Origin of the sequence: Maribellus comscasis, from assembly GCF_009762775.1 — a bacterium.
Lineage (GTDB): Bacteria > Bacteroidota > Bacteroidia > Bacteroidales > Prolixibacteraceae > Draconibacterium > Draconibacterium comscasis.
The window spans coordinates 5,468,504-5,488,144 of record NZ_CP046401.1 but is presented as its reverse complement, the minus strand read 5'-3'; the positions used below and the strand labels follow the sequence as shown (position 1 = coordinate 5,488,144).

Here is a 19,641-nt window from a genome sequence, read left to right as displayed (position 1 = left end):
TTTTATTATTCCAGAAATTCAGCAACCACTTTTCTTAGTTCTTCCCCCCTTTTATTTTTTGCGATTATCTTTCCATTCTTGTCTACTAACAAACTAGACGGAATTGAATTTACAGCATACAGTTGTGCAGCCGAATTTTGCCAGTATGACAGATCAGAAACATGTTGCCAGGTCAAACCATCGTCTTTGATAGCCTTCTGCCAATCCTCCTTTGTTCTGTCCAACGAAACTCCGAAAACACTAAACCCTTCATCTTTATAAGAGTTGTACACTGAAACGACATTGGGATTTTCCGCTCTGCACGGACCACACCAAGCGGCCCAAAAATCAAGAAGTGTCAATTCATTTTGCGAATATACATCAGAAAAACGCACCGGGTTTCCGTCCGGATCGTTTTGGGTAAAATCAGGTGCAACTTGACCAACAGCAACCGTTTTTAGTTTATCTATCCGCTCTTTCAGACGAATAATACCCGGCACTGAGTCCAACTTCGGATCCAATGCGTCAACCATCTCAACCAACTCATCCAAATCTTTTGAATACTGAACATTTGAAATAAAATAAGGTGTTACATATGAACCCGGATTATTTTTAATAAAATCTTCCTGCAGTTGATTTGCACTTTCATAAATCTCGTTTACCTTGTCCATCAATTCTTCAGCTTTTGCTGTATCGCGCTGCATTAACGATTCCCGCGACTGCTGATAAAGCGCCATATATTCATTAGAAAGCTCCTTTATCTGATTATCGATTCCTTTATATTCATCGTGCGTTTTTGAACCTGTTACCAAAACATTATCTAATGAATCAACAGCTCCTGTTACCGTCATTTTCGAATTCTCAACAAAAATCAACATCTTATTTCTTTGTCCCAAAATTGACAGGTAATAATCTCCCGGTCTTTCCACTTCTCCTTTCAACACCGCCACACCGTCAACAACATCTGCAGTATCAACAGAAATCCAGGCATCAGTTCCACGTTGTTCCAACAGCATTTGTCCTTCTGCGCCGCCAATATCCACTGTTATCTCAAAACCTTTTTGCTGAGTGCAGGCAAAAATCACACCCCCTAAAACCAAAATCCAAAGTTTCTTCATAATAATTATTCTTTTGTTATATTTTCACGCTCAAAATAAAAACCCATTCTATTTGTCTTTCAAACAACTAAAATATAACTTAAAAATAATTAAAATTGAAAAATGAGTTTTTTTTGATTAAGATTTGAATAATTTATCTTCTCATTTTTACTTTGTAGTCTATATGAATGATTTAAAGAATATTTTAATTATAAACAGCGCAGAACCCGGAATCACAGCATTCACTGTCCCGTTGGAAAAAATTGTCCAGAAAGCGGAGCTTAACGCTACAACGATAGAATACAAGGATTGTATAAACTTCAATCCCGAAAAAACAAAAGGCGTTATTATTTCAGGATCGCCACAAGGGAACGACATTGTAGAACACCATCTCCCCTATTTTGAATGGTTAAAAAATTACAAACACCCCATTTTGGGTATATGCGCTGGTCATCACATTACAGCTTTTATGAATGGCGCAAAAATACTGAGAAGCGAAGAACCGGAATCAGGTGATTTTACAGTCAATATTATCAGAGACGATGAGTTACTAATCAACCTCCCAAATGAACTCAGAGTAAAACAAATGCACAACGATTCAGTAACACTACCTGACAACTTTGATTTACTGGCTACATCGATAACATGTAAAAACCAGCTAATGAGACATAAAAAATATCAGTGGTATACCTGCCAGTTTCATCCGGAGTACTACAACCACGACCTCATAAAAAATTTCCTGGAAATATGTAAAAAAAATGCCGTCTGAAAAACAGACGGCAGCTATACATATAAATTCATCTTACTTTTTAATATCATCAAATACTGCTCCTTTTGAATGAACAGTACTTACAGCGCGGCCTGAAGGATCTGCATTTCCCTGAAAAGCTGCATCCCAAAGCAAAGCAGTTTCAGTACTACACGCGATTGACGGAACAGAGGGAACACATGATGCCGCCTGATCGGACGGGAAATGTTCACTAAAAATTGACCGATACATATACTCTTCTTTATTCATCGGCGTATTTACCGGAAAACGATACTTCGCATTAGCCATCATTTCATTGGTAACCTGCTCGCTTGCAATTTTTTTCAACGTGTCAATCCATCCATATCCAACACCATCAGAGAATTGTTCTTTTTGCCTCCATGCAACGCTTTCCGGCAAAATGTTTTCAAAACCTTTCCTCAGGCACCATTTTTCCATCTTACCATCCTTTGCCATTTTTTGCTCCGGATTAAAACGCATCGCCACATCAATAAACTCTTTATCTAAAAAAGGCACACGACCCTCAACCCCCCATGCAGCCAGGGATTTATTTGCACGCAAACAATCGTACTGATGCAATCTGCTTACCTTCCTCACACTTTCATTATGAAACTCTTCTGCATTTGGTGCTTTGTGAAAATACAGATAGCCACCAAAAATCTCATCAGCTCCTTCGCCGGTAAGCACCATCTTTATCCCCATCGATTTGATTACACGAGCAAGCATATACATTGGAGTTGATGCACGCACAGTAGTTACATCATAGGTTTCAATATGATAAATCACATCCCGAATGGCATCCAAACCTTCCTGTATTGTATAATGGATTTCGTGGTGAACAGTACCAATATAATCTGCAACTTTTTTTGCTGCCGCCAGATCCGGAGATCCTTCCAGGCCAATTACAAACGAATGCAATTGAGGCCACCATGCATCTTTTTCATCTCCATCTTCGACTCTTTTACCAGAATACTTTTTTGCCAGTGCCGAAGTTATTGACGAATCTAGCCCTCCCGAAAGCAGAACTCCATAGGGAACGTCCGACATCAACTGACGATGAACTGCATCCTCAAGCGACTTGGCCAACTCACCTATATCTGCCGGATTATCTTTTACATTTTCATACTCTGTCCACGTTCTGCTGTACCAACGCTTCACTTCTCCATCTTTACTATACAAATAGTGCGCAGGCGGAAATTCCTGAATTTTTGTGCAATACCCCTCTAACGATTTCAGCTCAGATCCAACATAAAAATTACCAAATTTGTCCCACCCCATATACAATGGAATAATTCCAATATGATCGCGTGCAATTAAATAAGCATCTTCTTCTTCGTCGTATAAAGCAAAAGCAAAAATTCCGTTCATTTCATCCAAAAATTTTTCCTTTTTATCACGATACAAAGCCAGAATCACTTCACAATCAGAACCGGTAAGAAAATCATATTTCCCTTCATATCTTTTACGAATCTCACGGTGATTATAAATTTCGCCATTTACTCCTAAAATTAATTTTCCATCCTTACTATACAGTGGTTGTCCTCCCGATTCGGGATCAACAATGGAAAGTCTCTCATGGGCAATTATCGCTTTATCACCACAATAAATTCCTGACCAGTCGGGTCCGCGATGACGAACTTTTTTCGACATCTCCAAAACACTTGGTCTCAAAGTCTGAGCGTCAGTTTTTAAGTCAAACGCGCCTATAATTCCACACATGCTATTTTAAATTTATTTTATCGAATTTAATATTTGCCAAAAATAACCACTTTGTTAATATTTCAAAATATTTATTGACACTTTTCCATCAATGATAACACAAATGATACAAAATAAAAATTTTATTGGCATTTTGACATCTTTTTTACAAAATGACACTTTTCCTTATAATACCCCATTCTATTCGAACTATTTTCCAGAAATACACAAATATTTTGACACCCCCCCCTTTCCCGAGATACCCCTCCAGCAGTTTTTTACAACTTTCTTACCACTAATACCGATCAAAGAATCTGTTTTTTTTCGAATATCAGTTACAAAAGTTTAAAATATATTTTAAAACAAATTAATCCAACTCCATACTTTTCATTTCCTTTTATAACAAAATTCATTTTTAAAAGCTCATTTGTTCATTTTATATTGAGTACAAGTTAGTGTATTTTGCAAAAACACATACCAGGCTCACTACCAGAGTCTTACTTCACAATAAACAGTTCTGCAACTCTCCTCTTTCAAAACGTAACTTATACAATATCAGAAACTTAATATTACTAATATGTTAAATCGATACAATATCTGCGAAAACAGAAATTTTCTTCCCTCAGCATTCATAATTTTATTCGAAGAATTAGGGGAAACAAAAGTTTATCTGTATAAAATATAATTATTAAGTGAATAAGACATTCTACTTGTTGAAGTAGATGCAATTAATGGTTTAGTTTGAAAGCCTTGCTGTTGAGCAAGGCTTCTTCTTTTATTTTAAATTCATAACATCTTCTCCAAATCTGATGGTTTCGTTCAAAACCTCATTAACACATTCTGAAGTCAGCTCGCAGGCAATAACATGATCGCCTGCTTCGGGAAAAGCCTTGCTGACTTTTCTATCCGGGGTAGTCCCCAACTGTTCAAACATCTTTAACATCGCACTTACCCTGACCGTTTTATCCTGGTTGTTTTCATCCTTATAATAGTATCCCAGAAAAACAGGAGCCGTAACATTTTTATAGGTTTCCTTTTTCATGGTTACGTTTACCAGTTGTTGCAAATAAACCAACGCTTCCACTCTGTATCTGCAATTCCAGTACTGGCATTCTTTTGAATCAAAATCCTGATTTGTAACCCGGTATTTTCCTTCATTTACTTTTCTTCCTATTTGCAGCCCCCAGGGTTTTGATAAAATAAATGCAGCATTATTATTTATCCTGATATTTGGAGAATACAAAATTAAACCTTCGACATACTCAGGAAAATCAGCCGCCAATTTCAAAGCCAATGTTCCACCTGTTGAAGTGCTCATTATTATCACTTTTTTCCCAATACTTCGCGCCACCATCAATGCATTTTTCGCTGATTCCCAAATCCGATCAGGAGTCATATCGATCAAAGGATCTTCGGTATCAATACCATGTGAAGCAAGACGCGAAATGTATAAATTAAATCCAAAATGTTTTGCAAAATTTACATGAGTAGGATACCCTTCATACCACGATGCTGAAAAACCGTGAAGATATAATACTGCATATTCTGTTCTTTCACGGGCAGAGTCGTTTGCCCAGAATATACGGGATTCATTGTCTGTTTTTAAAGTAAGTCCCTCATCATTTTTCCGGACATAATTATCAACAGTTGATAAACTTGCAGAAATGGAGGGTAAATTTTTGTTTAATTCCGGCTTGGGTGGTTTGGGGCCTACAACATAAACTACAACAAGCAGCAGGAACAAAATTCCTAAAAAACGTTTAATTCGTTTCATGAACATTATATTTTTGCCATGAAATTACGACTAATAATTCCTTCCCCAAATAAACGGAGCAAAATTCCTCGCTAAAATTTAATGGTTAACTGAACTGGTTTTGAAATTTGCTCATCGATAAAATTTGAGAGTGTTAATCCCAATAAACGTATTCCTTTTTCAAAATTCTCGCCTGAGAATAAAAGCCGGTCACTTTCCGTTATTAACTGCTCTTTGGATACAAAATAGTCCTGAACCGTGTGACTCCTGGTGTGTTGTTCAAAATCGGAATATTTGTATTTAAGTGTTAATGTTTTTGCTTTGGCTTTTGTTCGTTCATATCGTCGCCACAAAATATCGGCAATTTTTAGCATTTCGGTTTCCAACTCTTCATCTTCAAACAAATCGGTGAAAAAAGTTTGCTCTGCACCAACCGATTTTCTCTCTCTTGAAGGCTGCACTTGTCGATGGTCCTCTCCCCTGCAAATCTCATAATAGTAATTTCCGGCTTTACCAAATAAACGCGTCAATTCCAGTCGGTCGATTCTTTTGAGATCACGGCCAAACCAAATGCCCATATTATTAAGTTTTGCCGCTGTAACTTTTCCTATCCCGAAGAATTTGCGCACCTCCAAATCATCAATAAAAGCCTGTGCTTCGTTTGGTGTAACCACAAAAAGCCCGTTGGGTTTATTTACATCGGAGGCTACTTTTGCCAGAAATTTATTATAAGAAACTCCGGCGGAAGCGATTAACTGTGTTTCTTCCAGAATTCGCTGTTTTATTTCTTTGGCGATAAGCGTTGCCGATGGTTTTCCCTTTTTGGCATATGTAACATCCAAATAAGCCTCGTCGAGCGAAAGTGGTTCTACCAAATCAGTATATTCAAAAAAAATCTCCCGAATCTGATTGGAAACTTCTTTATACCGATGGAAACGTGGTTTTACAAAAATAAGATCGGGACATTTCCTTTTGGCCACCCGGGAAGATAACGCTGACCGAACTCCATATTTCCGGGCTTCATAACTGGCTGCCGCCACTACTCCCCTGTCACTCGAGCCACCAACTGCCACGGGTTTTCCTTTCAGCTCAGGGTTATCCCGCTGTTCAACAGATGCATAAAACGCATCCATGTCGATGTGAATTATTTTACGGTTTATTGACAAGCCTTTAAATATTCTCTGGTAAAAATTTTTGAAACCTACATTGTAAAAAAACAATTCCTCAATAAAAATAAGAGTTTAAAATATTATCTACGCTGCGTTTTCTTATTTACCTTTTCCAGATAATTTGTAGGTGTCTCCCCGGCGATCTCTTTAAAAACACGGTAAAATGTGGAACGGGCTTTAAATCCTGATTTAGAAATCACCGATTCAATAACATAATTGTCAGGAAGTTCTGTCAACAGCTGCTTACTTCTTTCTATTCGAAAATAGTTTACAAACATGTAAAAATTTTCAGAACCTTGTTCTTTTATTATTTGAGAAAGTTTATTTTTTGAAATATTCAGGTTATCAGCCAACTCCTTGAACGAAAGTTCCGGTTTTAAATAAGACTCGTTTTCCAAAAACTTCTCTAAAATTTCATTGAATTCGTCCTCTTTTGCTGAAGTCTTAACAAATTGGATATCACCTTTATCCATAACACTACTCCCTTGCTGAGAAAAAGAAGTAGATAACTCGCCTTGCTGCAGTGCATGTATAAAAAAGAAAAATGCGTAAAATATGGTAAAAATATAAAACAGTACGAGTACAATAGACGAATTATAAATTCCCAACAAGCCAAATCCTTCAAAAAAAACTTCGAAAGGCATCATGAATACCACCCATCTAATCCATACAGCATTTGTGTTCTTCAGTAACGAAGAATTGTTTTTAATTGTTTTTATGTAACTTTTATATAATCTGTAAATTAAAAAAGGATAGATAAAAGCTTGTAAAAACAAAAAAACACGACATGTAACGGCCAAAATATTATGGCGGGGACTATCTTCCCATATCATCCGAACAGAAGATTTTAAGGTCTCATCACTCTGTCCTACAATATCAGAAGCATGCCCGGGAACCAAAATCAATGCGAGAACAATATTTACAAATAAAGGGATAAAATGCCATAAGTCTTTTTTTCTAATCCTTTTATCTTGTTCCGACAATTTTTCAAGATATAAATATGTAAGCGGTATTAAAGATACACGCAAAGGCCCGGTCAAATATGCGGTCCACGATATATCGGCATGAAACATAAGTAGAGCCGGACCGACAGAAAGTAATCCCCGGAAAAAAAAAGACAAATATAAATAAAACAGCCCTTTCTTTTTTTGTATTCTGCCAACCGTAAAAAGAAGTACTGTAAAAGAAAAATACAGTACCAGCAAAATCATAAAAAAAACAGCAACAACAGAATTCATTCTAATTTGTCTCGGGTTTTAGTATCCTGACAAAAATGTAAAATTTGTTCATAGAACCCAACATAAAAATAAAAAGGTTTTACTTAAGTAATCAACAATTTTAAAGATAGCACCAACCACCACTACATAAAACCATAATAATCAACAATTTTAAATACCAGCTACGATTATTGAGACATGGTTAAATATTTAGTGAGACACACAAAATTTGCATACAATTCTAGCTTGTTTCATCTTTAATTCTGTTAAAAGCAAACCTTTTTTATTAGTCTACAAAACCAAAATCGGAATAATGAAATTATACTATCTCCAATTCATCGTTTTCTTTTTGATTATTCAATGTAATACTTTTGCCCAAACAGCAGTAGCTCCGTTAGGAGACGGTTCAACGAACAATCCATACCGGATTGCTTCGCTGGAAAACCTGTACTGGATTTCACAAAATTCTGACCGGTTGGATAAAAATTATATCCAAACCGCCAATATAGACCTGAGTGCTTACAGTAACTGGTCTCCAATCGGTGATGCAGAATCTCCGTTTAAGGGAAATTATAACGGAGATGGATTTGTCATCAGCCACCCTACAATTACAGATGATCAAAGCTATTCCGGACTTTTTGGCTATACCGACTCTGCTTTTGTTTATGGCGTAACTCTCGATAGTGTATCTATCACAAAATCTTCCAATTATGCTGGTTCCTTGGTTGCTTATGCAACAAACTCAACTTTCAAGCAGTGTTCTGTTTCCGGCACAATAATAGATACAAGGAACAAATATGATTATATGGGCGGCCTTCTTGGTTATGGTGTAAATATTACAATCGTTGACTGTCATTCATCGGTAACTATTTATGGAGATTTGTTCCTTGGGGGATTAATCGGTTATCTTCATGATGGACAAATCATTAAAAGTTCGGCAACAGGAACAATTCATTCTAATACAACAAGTCGTTGCCTTGGCGGTTTTATCGGGCTAGGTGATTCGTGTACTATATCCCGATGCTTTGCCACGGGAGACATTACCGACGACGAATTAAGCTATACCGCTTCTGCAAAATTTATTGGCGGATTTGCCGGTCATTTATCATATTGCAACATTAGCAACTGTTATTCTACGGGGAGTGGAAAAACTGGCAGTATAAACAACAATACTTATCAGGGTGGATTTTGTGGATATGCTGGTCATGATACAATTACTAATTGTTATTCTGCGGGAAACATTACAGGGAAACGTTCTCAAGGTACAGTTTATGGTTTTATCGGGAGTTTAGACAGTTATTCAACATCTGAAAATTGCTTTTACGATAGAACGACCTGCGATTTTTTTTCTGACGGTGCAGCTGATAGCAAAACTACCGATGAAATGCAAACACCGGTTACTTTCAGGGAAGGAGGCTGGGATTTTTCAGATGAAACGTATAACGGTACCAACGATTACTGGGGGCATAACATAAACAAAAACAACGGATATCCGTTTTTAGCCTGGCAAGGCTATGAAAATATCTTTTTAGCCTCGCCCATTTATGTTGACCAGACAGCAGAAGGCTCGGCCGACGGAACATCCTGGCCCAATGCCTTTACCAGCCTCACCACTGCATTAGAAAGAACAGGGCCGGGTGATACCATTTGGGTAGCTGAAGGCTCTTACTCCCCCGACAACAACGAGAATAACTTTGTTCCATTTAGTGGAATTATTTTACAGGGAGGATTTAAAGGAACCGAGACAAATTCGTCTCAACGTAACTGGAATGAACATCAAACCATATTAACAGGAGGCACACAATCGGTATTATATTTATACAATATTTCTTCTTTTAATATAGATGGTTTTACAATTAGTTCAGGAGTAAATACTACCTATAACGGCGGAGGTGGCGGCATATATAACTATAGGGGGACGGGTACTTTTCTCATAAAAAATTGTACATTTAAAAACAATGAAGGCTATTCCGGAGGAGCTGTTTTCCAATACGGACTAACGGATTCAAAACTAATTATTGAAAACTGTAAATTCATTGAAAACGAATCGAATTACAGTTCTACTCTCGGGAATAATTACTATATATATGCCGGCGGTGCAGTGGCAAATAAAAGAGGAAAATTAATAGTACGAAATTGCCTGTTTACTGGCAACCATTCCAATTATGGATGTGCAATTTTCAACTATAGTTCAGCAGCTTCAACAGAAATTATAAATTGTACCTTTTATAACAATTCAGGAGTTAGAGGAACAATTTTGGGAAATGACCATGGTGATATTTCTATTGTTAATTCCATCATTTTTGATAACTCTTTGGCATTGGGACGGGACATTTACAGATATTCCAGTAATGTAAAAATTAGTGTATCGTATAGCAACATAGAAGGAAGCGGAGGTAGCGATAACTGGGACTCCGATTATGGTACCGACGACGGCAACAACATCGACAAAGATCCTTTCTGGACAGATGCAGATAACGGCGATTTAAACCCGACAAAATATTCGTGGTGTGTTGATACCGGCACGCCCGACACCACGGGTTTGAACCTGCCTGAAACAGACCTGAAAGGGAATCCCCGTATTTATCAGGGAGATTCATTATGTGTAGATATGGGCGCCTATGAGTGCCAAAACGATCGGAATTATGCGCCTTACCCCCCAGCAAACAACGTAACTTTTTCAGAAAGTACTGATAGTACCATGCGTATTTCATGGTCTCCGGGTGAAGGCGACCAATTTCTGGTTTTCCTAAGTGCCGACACTACCGGCTTTGCTTCCCCAGAGAACAATAAAAGCTATCTTCCCAACACACAATTCCAGCTGGGAGATCAAATTGAAAACTCCGGATGGTATGCCGTGTACGATGGCCCTGATACTACTTTTACCGTAACAGGTCTTGATACAGTTGTTAATTACAAGGCACATGTTATAGCGCATTACACCGGGAAACTGGTTTACAATTGCGACTCAGCAAGTGGTAATCCGGCAATATCAACCCGATGCGTCACAAATAATAATAACTCCGGAGCAGGATCGTTGAACCAGGCGATTGAGGAAGCAAGATCCGGGGCAAAAACCATTTGTTTCAACTTGCCGGAAGGAAAAGACACAATCGTATTAAGTGAACAAATTGAACTTAGAAAAGCCTTTACTTTTGAAGGAAGAAACCGCTCAGGAAGCGGAACAAATATAACCATAACTGTTCCCGAACCCGGGGTGTCAACCTGGAGAGCATTCTATGTTCGTACCACCTGCACCATAAAAAACATGACAATTACGGGAGGTTCAGTCAACAACGGAGGGGCAATGTATATTTATAGCGGTAAAACCACCCTTAAGAATGTAACTGTTTCCAATTCCAAATCAACACAAAATGGTGGAGGAGTTTATGCAAAAAGTGATTTAATTCTTGAAAATTGTAAAGTTGTTGGAAACACAGCCAGTTCCCAGGGCGGAGGAATATATAGCCGAGATTATCTATATATAATCAATAGCTCAGTAAGTAATAATTCATCCAGTTACGGAGCAGGGATTTATAATTCTTCCAACTTGTATATTTACAACACCACAATAAGTAAAAATGACGCTTCTAACTATGGTGGTGGAATTTACAATAACAGTACGATTACAAATTCGAGCAACAATACCATTGTTGAAAATACAGCCAATTTGGGTGGAGGAATCTACAACAGGTACAGAATACGAAACCTGTCATTCAATACCATCAGCGGGAATAAGGCAGTTTCTGGAAGCGGTATTTACCAGGATAATTCCAACAGCGAACTAACTATTCAAAACACGATATTAGCAAAAAACTATTCTGAAACAGGAATACTTGACGATTATTATGGGAAATATGGTGAGTTAACCGACAAGGGCTACAATATTATAGGAAGACAGGATTATTATTCATCTTCTTCCTCTCCAAAATTTACGCTGTCTTCCAACGAAAATATTTATCAACAGGGAACGATGTGGAAAAAGGGAACAGAAGAATTAAATAACCAAAAGTTGGGCTTGGATTCTGTTTTAACCGACAACGGAGGGGCGACACTCACGCTTGCCCTTTCCGATAGCAGTTTTGCTGCAGGTGCGGGTATTACTGATGCCAATGTAGCGTATGACCAACGTGGCGTATTGCGCACCGAGCCCCCAACAATTGGAGCTTTCGGTATTGAGGGTTCTCTTCCGGATGCCGTCACAAAACCGGCTACCGATATTACCGCCAAGAATATTACATTAAACGGAACCGTAAATCCCAATGGTTATGCAACATCTATCACTTTTGAATATGGAAAAACCGAAAGTTACGGGAATACTATAATTGCTTCGCAAAGTCCGCTTTCCGGTTTTGGGGAAACTGAAATCGCAGAGATAATTTCGGGGCTTGATGCCAATGAGACCTACTATTATAGGATTGTTGCAGTAAATACCATCGGGAAAATATATGGAAAAGATGTAAATTTTAAAACGGCCGCGCCGGAAATCAGCTTTTTTGGAAATTCAACAGAAATAACTAACGGAGATAATACAACCAATACTTTAAATGGAACAAATTTCGAAAGTGTTTTGGTCAATACTCCAAAAACTTTCTCTTTTTTGATAAAAAATTCCGGCACCGGCCCGCTTCAGTTAACGGGGACTTCTTTAATCAAAATTAATGGTAGCGACAGCCTCTGTTTTTCAGTATCTAAGTACCCGGCAAAAAGTATTGTCGCAAACGACACGTCTACTTTTGAAATTACATTCACACCAGATACTATTCGTTCATTCTCTGCTTCTTTAAAAATTGAAAATAATGTTCCTGAAAACAATCCGTTTATATTTTCAGTAAGCGGTTCCGGAATTGATACTACCCCCCCCGTTTTTACCGAAACACCACCGAGCAACACATTACAAAGCTGTGATGCTGTAACAGATGCAGTAACCTTAACTGCCACTGACAATTTTGATACTGAAGTGGATATTGATTTTAGTGAAGTCTACTCTGATAGCCTTTGTGATAACAGTTACACCATCACCAGAAAGTGGACAGCTACCGACAACTGCGGAAACCAGGCTTCACACACGCAGGTAGTAACTGTACAGGATACGATTTCACCGGTATTTGTGGAATCGCTGCCTGCTGACACTACACAAAACTGTGATGCCGTTGTAGCCGCTGCTACTTTAACTGCCACCGACAATTGCGACGCAGATGTGGATGTATCTTTTAAGGAAATTTATTCCGATACTATCTGCGATAACAGCTACACCATTACAAGAAAGTGGACAGCTACCGACAACTGCGGAAACCAGGCTTCACACACGCAGGTAATAACTGTACAGGATACGATTTCGCCGGTGTTTGTGGAATCACTGCCTGCTGACACGACACAAAATTGTGATGCCGTTGTAGCCGCTGCTACTTTAACTGCCACCGACAATTGCGATGCAGATGTGGATGTCTCTTTTAAGGAAATTTATTCCGATACTATCTGTGATAACAGTTACACAATTACAAGAATCTGGATTGCTGAAGACAACTGCGGAAACCAAACTTCATACACGCAGGTAATAACTGTACAGGATACGATTTCGCCGGTGTTTGTGGAATCGCTGCCTGCTGACACGACGCTAAACTGTGATGCCGTTGTAGCCGCTGCTACTTTAACTGCTACCGACAATTGCGATGCAGATGTAGATGTCTCTTTTGAGGAAGTTTATTCTGACAGCATTTGCGACAACAGCTATACCATTACAAGAACCTGGATTGCGGAAGACAATTGCGGAAACCAGGCTTCACACACGCAGGTAATAACTGTACAGGATACGATTTCGCCGGTGTTTGTGGAATCGCTGCCTGCTGACACGACACAAAACTGTGATGCCGTAACAGCCGCTGCTACGTTAACCGCAACCGACAATTGCGACGCAGATATGGATGTCTCTTTTGAAGAAGTTTATTCCGATACTATCTGTGATAACAGTTATAGAATTACAAGAATCTGGACAGCTACAGACAACTGCGGAAACCAAACTTCACACACGCAGGTAATAACTGTACAGGATACGATTTCGCCGGTGTTTGTGGAATCGCTGCCTGCTGACACAACACAAAACTGTGATGCCGTAACAGTCGCAGCCACTTTAACTGCAACCGACAATTGCGATGCAGATGTGGATGTATCTTTTGAGGAAATTTATTCCGATACTATCTGTGATAACAGTTACACAATTACAAGAACCTGGATTGCTGAAGACAATTGCGGAAACCAAACTTCATACACGCAGGTAATAACTGTACAGGATACGATTTCGCCGGTGTTTGTGGAATCGCTGCCTGCGGACACGATACAAAACTGTGATGCCGTAACAGTCGCAGCCACTTTAACCGCTACCGACAATTGCGATGCAGATGTGAATGTCTCTTTTGAGGAAGTTTATTCCGATACTATCTGTGATAACAGTTACATCATTACAAGAATTTGGACAGCTACAGACAATTGCGGAAACTATACTTTCCATTCCCAGGTAGTAAGAGTTCAGGACACCACGCCCCCAACCTTTACTACTCCAGATAACGTCACAATATATTCGGATTCGAATTGTGAATATGACTCAAGTGTTGCTCAGACAGGGGATGTAACCAATGAAAAAGACAATTGCAGCACAACCGAACTGGAGGCAACTTTTACAGACAAAACGGAGGCAGGTGAATACCCCGGGGAATGGATTATTACCCGAACCTGGAGCTTGTCCGACTATTGCGGAAATAAAGCAAAAGAGCAAATTCAAATAATTACAGTAAAAGACTCGATTCCTCCGAAGATAATTTGGACACCAATCAAAATATTTTTAAATGAAAATGGAGAATACAAACTGACAGATGAAGATATCGCTGCTTTAACAGAAAAAATCACAGACAACTGTACTCCAAGCGAAAATATCGAAATAGAGCTGTCTCCCAAAAGCTTTAACTGTTCTAACACGGAAGAAAAAACAGAGATGCAAATCGTAGCTGTTGACATAAACGGAAATAGCTCCAAAGTAAGGGAAACAATAACTGTTTCAGATACCATTTCACCAACCATTAACAAAGTTGAAGATATTTCCATCGTGCTGAAAAACAATCCTTGTGATACCTTTGTGAGTATCAACTATCCCGAAATTTCGTTCCGTGACAATTGCGGTGCAACACTGAAACAAATCACAGGACTCGGAAGCCAGGAAGCCTTCCCTGTAGGAAGTACTACAGAAACATGGGTAGTTACCGATAAAAGTAGGAATACCGATACGCTTTCGTTCAACGTAAGCATTATTCCGGGTAACGCTTCTCCAACAATCGATCCCATTGCCGATATGCAAATAAATGAAGATCAGGAACCAGTTTTCCTGAATCTAAGCGGTATTTCCTCAGGAAACGACTGTCTGACTCAGGAGTTATCCATCTCTGTTACAAGCAGCAACAACACACTAACAGATTCTCTCCTGATCGATTATACTCAAGGTGCACCAACGGCAATACTGAAAATTGTCCCTGCCTCAAATATGAATGGCGAAACAAAAATAACTGTTACCATAGAAGACAGCGAAGGAGGGACAATATCTAAAACATTTACAGTTACCATAGAAGCAGTAAATGATGCACCATACATAATAACGTCTATTCCTGACCAAATAATTCATGCTTCTTCTATTTTAAAAATTCCCGTAAGTCCTTTTACTGGACATCTATTTGGCGATATAGAAGATGAAATATTAACCATCAATATAACGTCAGAAGGAAATAATTCATTACCTACATGGGCAACTTTAACCGGTGATACGATAGTCTGCACTCCAGCAATTGCGGATACAGGATGTGTTAACATAATAGCCAAAGCAACAGATGCAGAAGGAGCTTTCGTTACCGATACTTTTCAGGTTTGTGTCAATGGTTTTCCTGTTGGCATAAACAGTGCTGAAAATGAGGAATTTGAAATCATAATGTATCCAAATCCAACATCGGGAGAAGTTACCATAAAATTCTCATCCAAAACTTCCAATGCTGAACTTATCATAACAGACATGGCAGGAAAAACAGTCTTCACGGGACAGGTTAATACCGAACAAAAAATCATGCTCGACTTATCCGATAATGTTTCGGGAATATACTTTGTTAGGCTAATTATGGATAAAAAACAAATCGTCAAACAACTCATTTTAAAAACCAGAAAGCATATCAGATAAAATAGGATTTATATTTCATAACGACAAACAATTTCGATAGTTGAAAATCGAACCGAGGTTTTGGAACGCATACACCCAAAGCCTCTCCATTTTTTTCACATAAAACGATCCGACGTAAAAAATAACCTGGAATAACTGAGAAAAAGTCAAAATCAATAAGCAATTCTTTCATAATTATCTTTGAATTATTTCCATATTTCTCATAGAAAGAAAAAAATTCTGACATAAGTAAGCAGAATAACAAATAAAATATCAGTTTTTAACCCCTTTATTTTCAGCTAGAAAAATACAGTAATAAATTCATTTTATCCTTTACTTTGTTTACAGAAAACGACAGATAAAATAAAAATACGATAGAGGAATAAAACAGATAATATTCCTATTACAAACCCGGTAGAGAATTAATAGTTTGGTTAGATTTTAAGATTTATTGGTTGGAGTTTAAAATTTTTCGGTACGCTTTTAAAACTATCCCAAAAACGGGGTAGTTTTTTTATTGTTCTCTTTCAAAAGATGTATTTATCCTCACATCTGAAAAATCTGATTCATTTGTTTTCGCACTATCTCTTTCTTTGTCAGTCTCCTCACTTTTTCCATATGCAATAAGCGACGACGCCATAATAATACTTGTAGCAATAATTACAACAAACAAAACACCTCTCTCAAAACCCTCTGTTTTTAACGATTCTGGTATCGCAAAAAACAACAAAACTGAAATCAATCCTCTTGGAGCAATAAAAGTTTGGGGCATGGTATCTTTGTTTTCAACAATATAAAAAAGACCGAACCGTAGCGCATACATAACAACCAGAAAAATTAAACTAATTAACCAAACTTGTGTACTCAGCAAAGAATTCAAGGGTAAAGTCATTCCAAAAACAACAAAAAAGAAAGTCCTTACAACAAAAGACGTTTCGACTGTTATCATTTTAAACTGGTCGAAAACAGCATCAATACGTTCATCATCAAGCCATTTCTCAAGCTTCTCCACTAACAATACCTTATGATTTCGAAGCAACAACCCAAACATCAGGATGATAATGAGCGAAGAAAGATGTAATAATTTTCCCACCGCATAAAGTAAAATAAGAACAGCGAGAAAAAGAAAAAACTTTGCTTGTCCCTTTATTTTTTGAATGATGTAAAGAAGAATATAGCTCAAAACAACCGATGTTACAATGGTCAAAAATATATTACTCCCTATCGCAAAACTAAGCTGTCTCATTCCTTCAACATCAATATTCTCAACAATCATGTAAAAAACCATGATACCCAAAATATCAGAAAAGGTACTTTCGTAAATCAAAAATTCCTTTTTGTAATGGTTTAGGTTTGCCACACTTGGGATTATTATTGCGCTGCTCATAATCGAAAGAGGCAAAGCGTAAACCATAGCCTGTAAAAAGTCGAGATTGGGAATAAAAATCTGTATAACAAAGGATATTGCCAACGATGTTAAAGCCAGCGAGAATGATGAAATAGTAAAGGATTTCCATATAATCGGCCATTTTTCCTTCTTTAGCTCCAAATCGAGTGCGGCTTCCAGTACAATCATAATCAATCCGACTATACCAAGTACTTCCAGAACATTAAAATAACTGGGCTCCAAATTAAAATAAAGCAAAAGTTGCTGAATTCCAACACCTAATAAAATAAGAACCAGTACGCTCGGTATATTAGTCCGGCGTGCCAGCATATTGTTAAAAAATGAAATGATAATTACAACACAAAGTCCAATAAGGAATAGATATGCGTTCATAGTGCTCCTTTTTCGGCAATTTACAAAAACTACTTAAAGAGCTAACAATATTATTGTAAAATATGTTTATGTTGAATTTCTGTAGTTCTCACCGTTCAATTATGAATACAACTGCCATGTCATCGACCTTTTTTTTCGGCGTTTCAAGGGCTAATCCCGTCTCATTCAGTGAATAATCTATTTTTTATTAAAGTGTTGCAATCAGCCCAAAAAGGATAGCCAGAACCAACAAAAAGAATCGAATCTATTTCATTAGTTTTATGATGGTTAAAGCAGCTTGTAATTTTCAAATTCCCTGCTAATCCATTTTAAAAATGCGTTCCATTAATTGCCATTTTTCATCGGCTGTTGCTGCTTCCGATGTTTTTTGAAAACGCGAAACATATGCCTCCCATTCCGATTGGCGTGGTTTTGTCGCCAGTTCTGCCATGGCTTTGTCATGGTCAAAACCGGCCACTGTATCCATTATCATAAAAAGCTGGGTGCCATGAATATAAATTTCCATATCGAGTATACCCACATCTTTCATGCCCTGTGTAATTTCGGGCCAAACCGCTCCGGGCGCATGAACTTTTTTATAAGCTTTTATAAGCTCAGAATTATCTTCCAGTTGAAGGGTTTTGCAAAATCTTTTTTGGTTCATCATACTGACGGTTGTTTTTTAAAATCGTGATAGGTTCGGTATCCGTAAATAGCAATAACAACAAAACAAATAAAAGGGAGTATAAACGAGAAGTTTACTTCTGAAATAAATCCAAATATCTGCAAATCATTAAATCCGGTTCCACCGGCATCTATAATTCTTGCCTGAAGCGGTGGCATAAGCGCTCCGCCAACAATGGCCATAACAAGCCCTGCTGCGCCAAGTGTGGCATCATCACCGATCCCGTCGAGTGCAATTCCATAAATGGTTGGGAACATTAATGACATAAAGGCCGAAGTTGCGACCAAAAGATACATTCCTGCCATTCCCTGAAATAGTATTACACCAGAAATGGTGAACATTCCTCCAATTGCGAAAATTAACAACATAAATCTCGGGTTCAGATATTTCATCAACGCTGTACTAATAAAACGGCTGGCGATAAAAATGGCCATTGCAACAATGTTGTAGCGTTGTGCTTCCGATTTTTCAAGTCCAAGGTTTTCACCATATTGAATGATAAAAGTCCAGCACATAATTTGCACGCCTACATAAAACACCTGGGCAATTACACCTTCACGGTATTTTTTATTTTTCATCAATCTTCTAAAAGAATCTATCGCGTGAATCTCGTGATCTGCACTCTCTCTTTTGGGCATTTTTGCCAGAATAATAACCAACAGATAGGCTAAAACTACAAATCCCAGAATAACATAAGGATCGCGAATAACTGCCAGGTCATGTGTTCTTACGGCTGCTTTCTCTGTCGCGTTCAAGGTCTCAAAAATCAAATTCCCGGCGGCATCGCGTCTATCTGAATTCAATGCCGGGAGAATAATCTGAGACGCAACAAACATCCCGGTTATTGAGCCTAAAGGATTAAACGATTGTGCCAGATTTAACCTCCTGGTAGCAGTTTCCGGCGCTCCCATCGATAAGATATACGGATTGGAGGTGGTTTCCAAAAATGCTAAACCAAAAGTTAATATGTACAATGAAACCAGAAAAAAACCATAAATTTCGAACTGAGCTGCCGGAAAAAACAGCAAAGCACCAACGGCGTATAAAGCCAGGCCAATAATAATTCCCAATTTGTAAGAATATCTTTTTATGATTAGTGCAGCCGGAATGGCCATGGTTCCGTACCCTCCATAAAATGCCAACTGTACAAGGGCTGCCTTTGCATTTGAAATTTCCATAACGGTTTTGAACGCCGCCACCATGGGATTGGTAATATCATTGGCAAACCCCCACATGGCAAACAAACTGGTTATCAAAATAAAAGGAACCAGCATTTTTCTGGAAACCACTATATTCTTTGGGTCTTTCATTGTTTTATTGGTTT

At 38.1% G+C, this 19,641-nt stretch carries 10 protein-coding genes; 2 read left to right on the top strand and 8 right to left on the bottom strand.

Features of this window, described 5'->3' with window-relative positions:
- Nucleotides 1-5 precede the first annotated feature (5 nt).
- Nucleotides 6-1,097 (bottom strand): TlpA disulfide reductase family protein, encoded by a 1,092-nt coding sequence (locus GM418_RS22155; protein WP_158869397.1) that lies wholly within the window; start codon nucleotides 1,095-1,097, stop codon nucleotides 6-8.
- A 163-nt stretch (nucleotides 1,098-1,260) separates the two neighbouring features.
- Here GM418_RS22155 and GM418_RS22150 point away from each other — a divergent pair, with 163 nt between their 5' ends.
- Entirely contained in the window at nucleotides 1,261-1,845 is a 585-nt protein-coding gene (locus tag GM418_RS22150) for a glutamine amidotransferase-related protein (protein WP_158869396.1), read from the top strand.
- Nucleotides 1,846-1,878: 33 nt separating this feature from the next.
- Here GM418_RS22150 and asnB read toward each other — a convergent pair whose 3' ends face one another.
- The 4 genes from asnB to GM418_RS22130 all read right to left on the bottom strand — a co-directional run bounded on the left by asnB (nucleotide 1,879) and on the right by GM418_RS22130 (nucleotide 7,703).
- Nucleotides 1,879-3,564, bottom strand: a complete 1,686-nt coding sequence (gene asnB, locus GM418_RS22145; protein ID WP_158869395.1) for an asparagine synthase B — start codon at nucleotides 3,562-3,564, stop codon at nucleotides 1,879-1,881.
- Between the two features lie 754 nt (nucleotides 3,565-4,318).
- A complete protein-coding gene (locus GM418_RS22140; RefSeq protein WP_158869394.1) occupies nucleotides 4,319-5,317 on the bottom strand; it encodes an alpha/beta hydrolase in 999 nt (332 codons plus the stop codon).
- 71 nt (nucleotides 5,318-5,388) lie between these two features.
- Entirely contained in the window at nucleotides 5,389-6,462 is a 1,074-nt protein-coding gene (gene dinB / locus GM418_RS22135) for a DNA polymerase IV (RefSeq protein WP_158869393.1), read from the bottom strand.
- A gap of 83 nt (nucleotides 6,463-6,545) precedes the next feature.
- Nucleotides 6,546-7,703 carry a helix-turn-helix domain-containing protein gene (locus tag GM418_RS22130; RefSeq protein WP_158869392.1) on the bottom strand — a complete coding sequence of 386 codons (1,158 nt, stop codon included), beginning with the start codon at nucleotides 7,701-7,703 and terminating at the stop codon, nucleotides 6,546-6,548.
- A gap of 292 nt (nucleotides 7,704-7,995) precedes the next feature.
- Here GM418_RS22130 and GM418_RS22125 point away from each other — a divergent pair, with 292 nt between their 5' ends.
- The gene (locus tag GM418_RS22125; protein ID WP_158869391.1) at nucleotides 7,996-15,894 is read left to right on the top strand and encodes an HYR-like domain-containing protein; all 7,899 of its coding nucleotides are present in this window, start codon (nucleotides 7,996-7,998) and stop codon (nucleotides 15,892-15,894) included.
- Nucleotides 15,895-16,387: 493 nt separating this feature from the next.
- Here the strand turns inward: GM418_RS22125 and GM418_RS22120 are convergent, their stop codons facing one another.
- From GM418_RS22120 to fucP, 3 genes are all read right to left on the bottom strand, one after another.
- On the bottom strand, nucleotides 16,388-17,653 hold the full coding sequence (locus GM418_RS22120; protein WP_158869390.1) for a cation:proton antiporter domain-containing protein: 1,266 nt from the start codon (nucleotides 17,651-17,653) through the stop codon (nucleotides 16,388-16,390).
- A gap of 298 nt (nucleotides 17,654-17,951) precedes the next feature.
- The gene (locus GM418_RS22115) at nucleotides 17,952-18,299 is read right to left on the bottom strand and encodes an L-rhamnose mutarotase (RefSeq protein ID WP_217447563.1); all 348 of its coding nucleotides are present in this window, start codon (nucleotides 18,297-18,299) and stop codon (nucleotides 17,952-17,954) included.
- Nucleotides 18,296-19,627: an L-fucose:H+ symporter permease gene (gene fucP, locus GM418_RS22110; RefSeq protein ID WP_158869389.1), complete on the bottom strand. Its 1,332-nt coding sequence runs from the start codon at nucleotides 19,625-19,627 to the stop codon at nucleotides 18,296-18,298. Before fucP ends, GM418_RS22115 begins: the two co-directional genes overlap by 4 nt.
- Nucleotides 19,628-19,641: the final 14 nt, after the last annotated feature.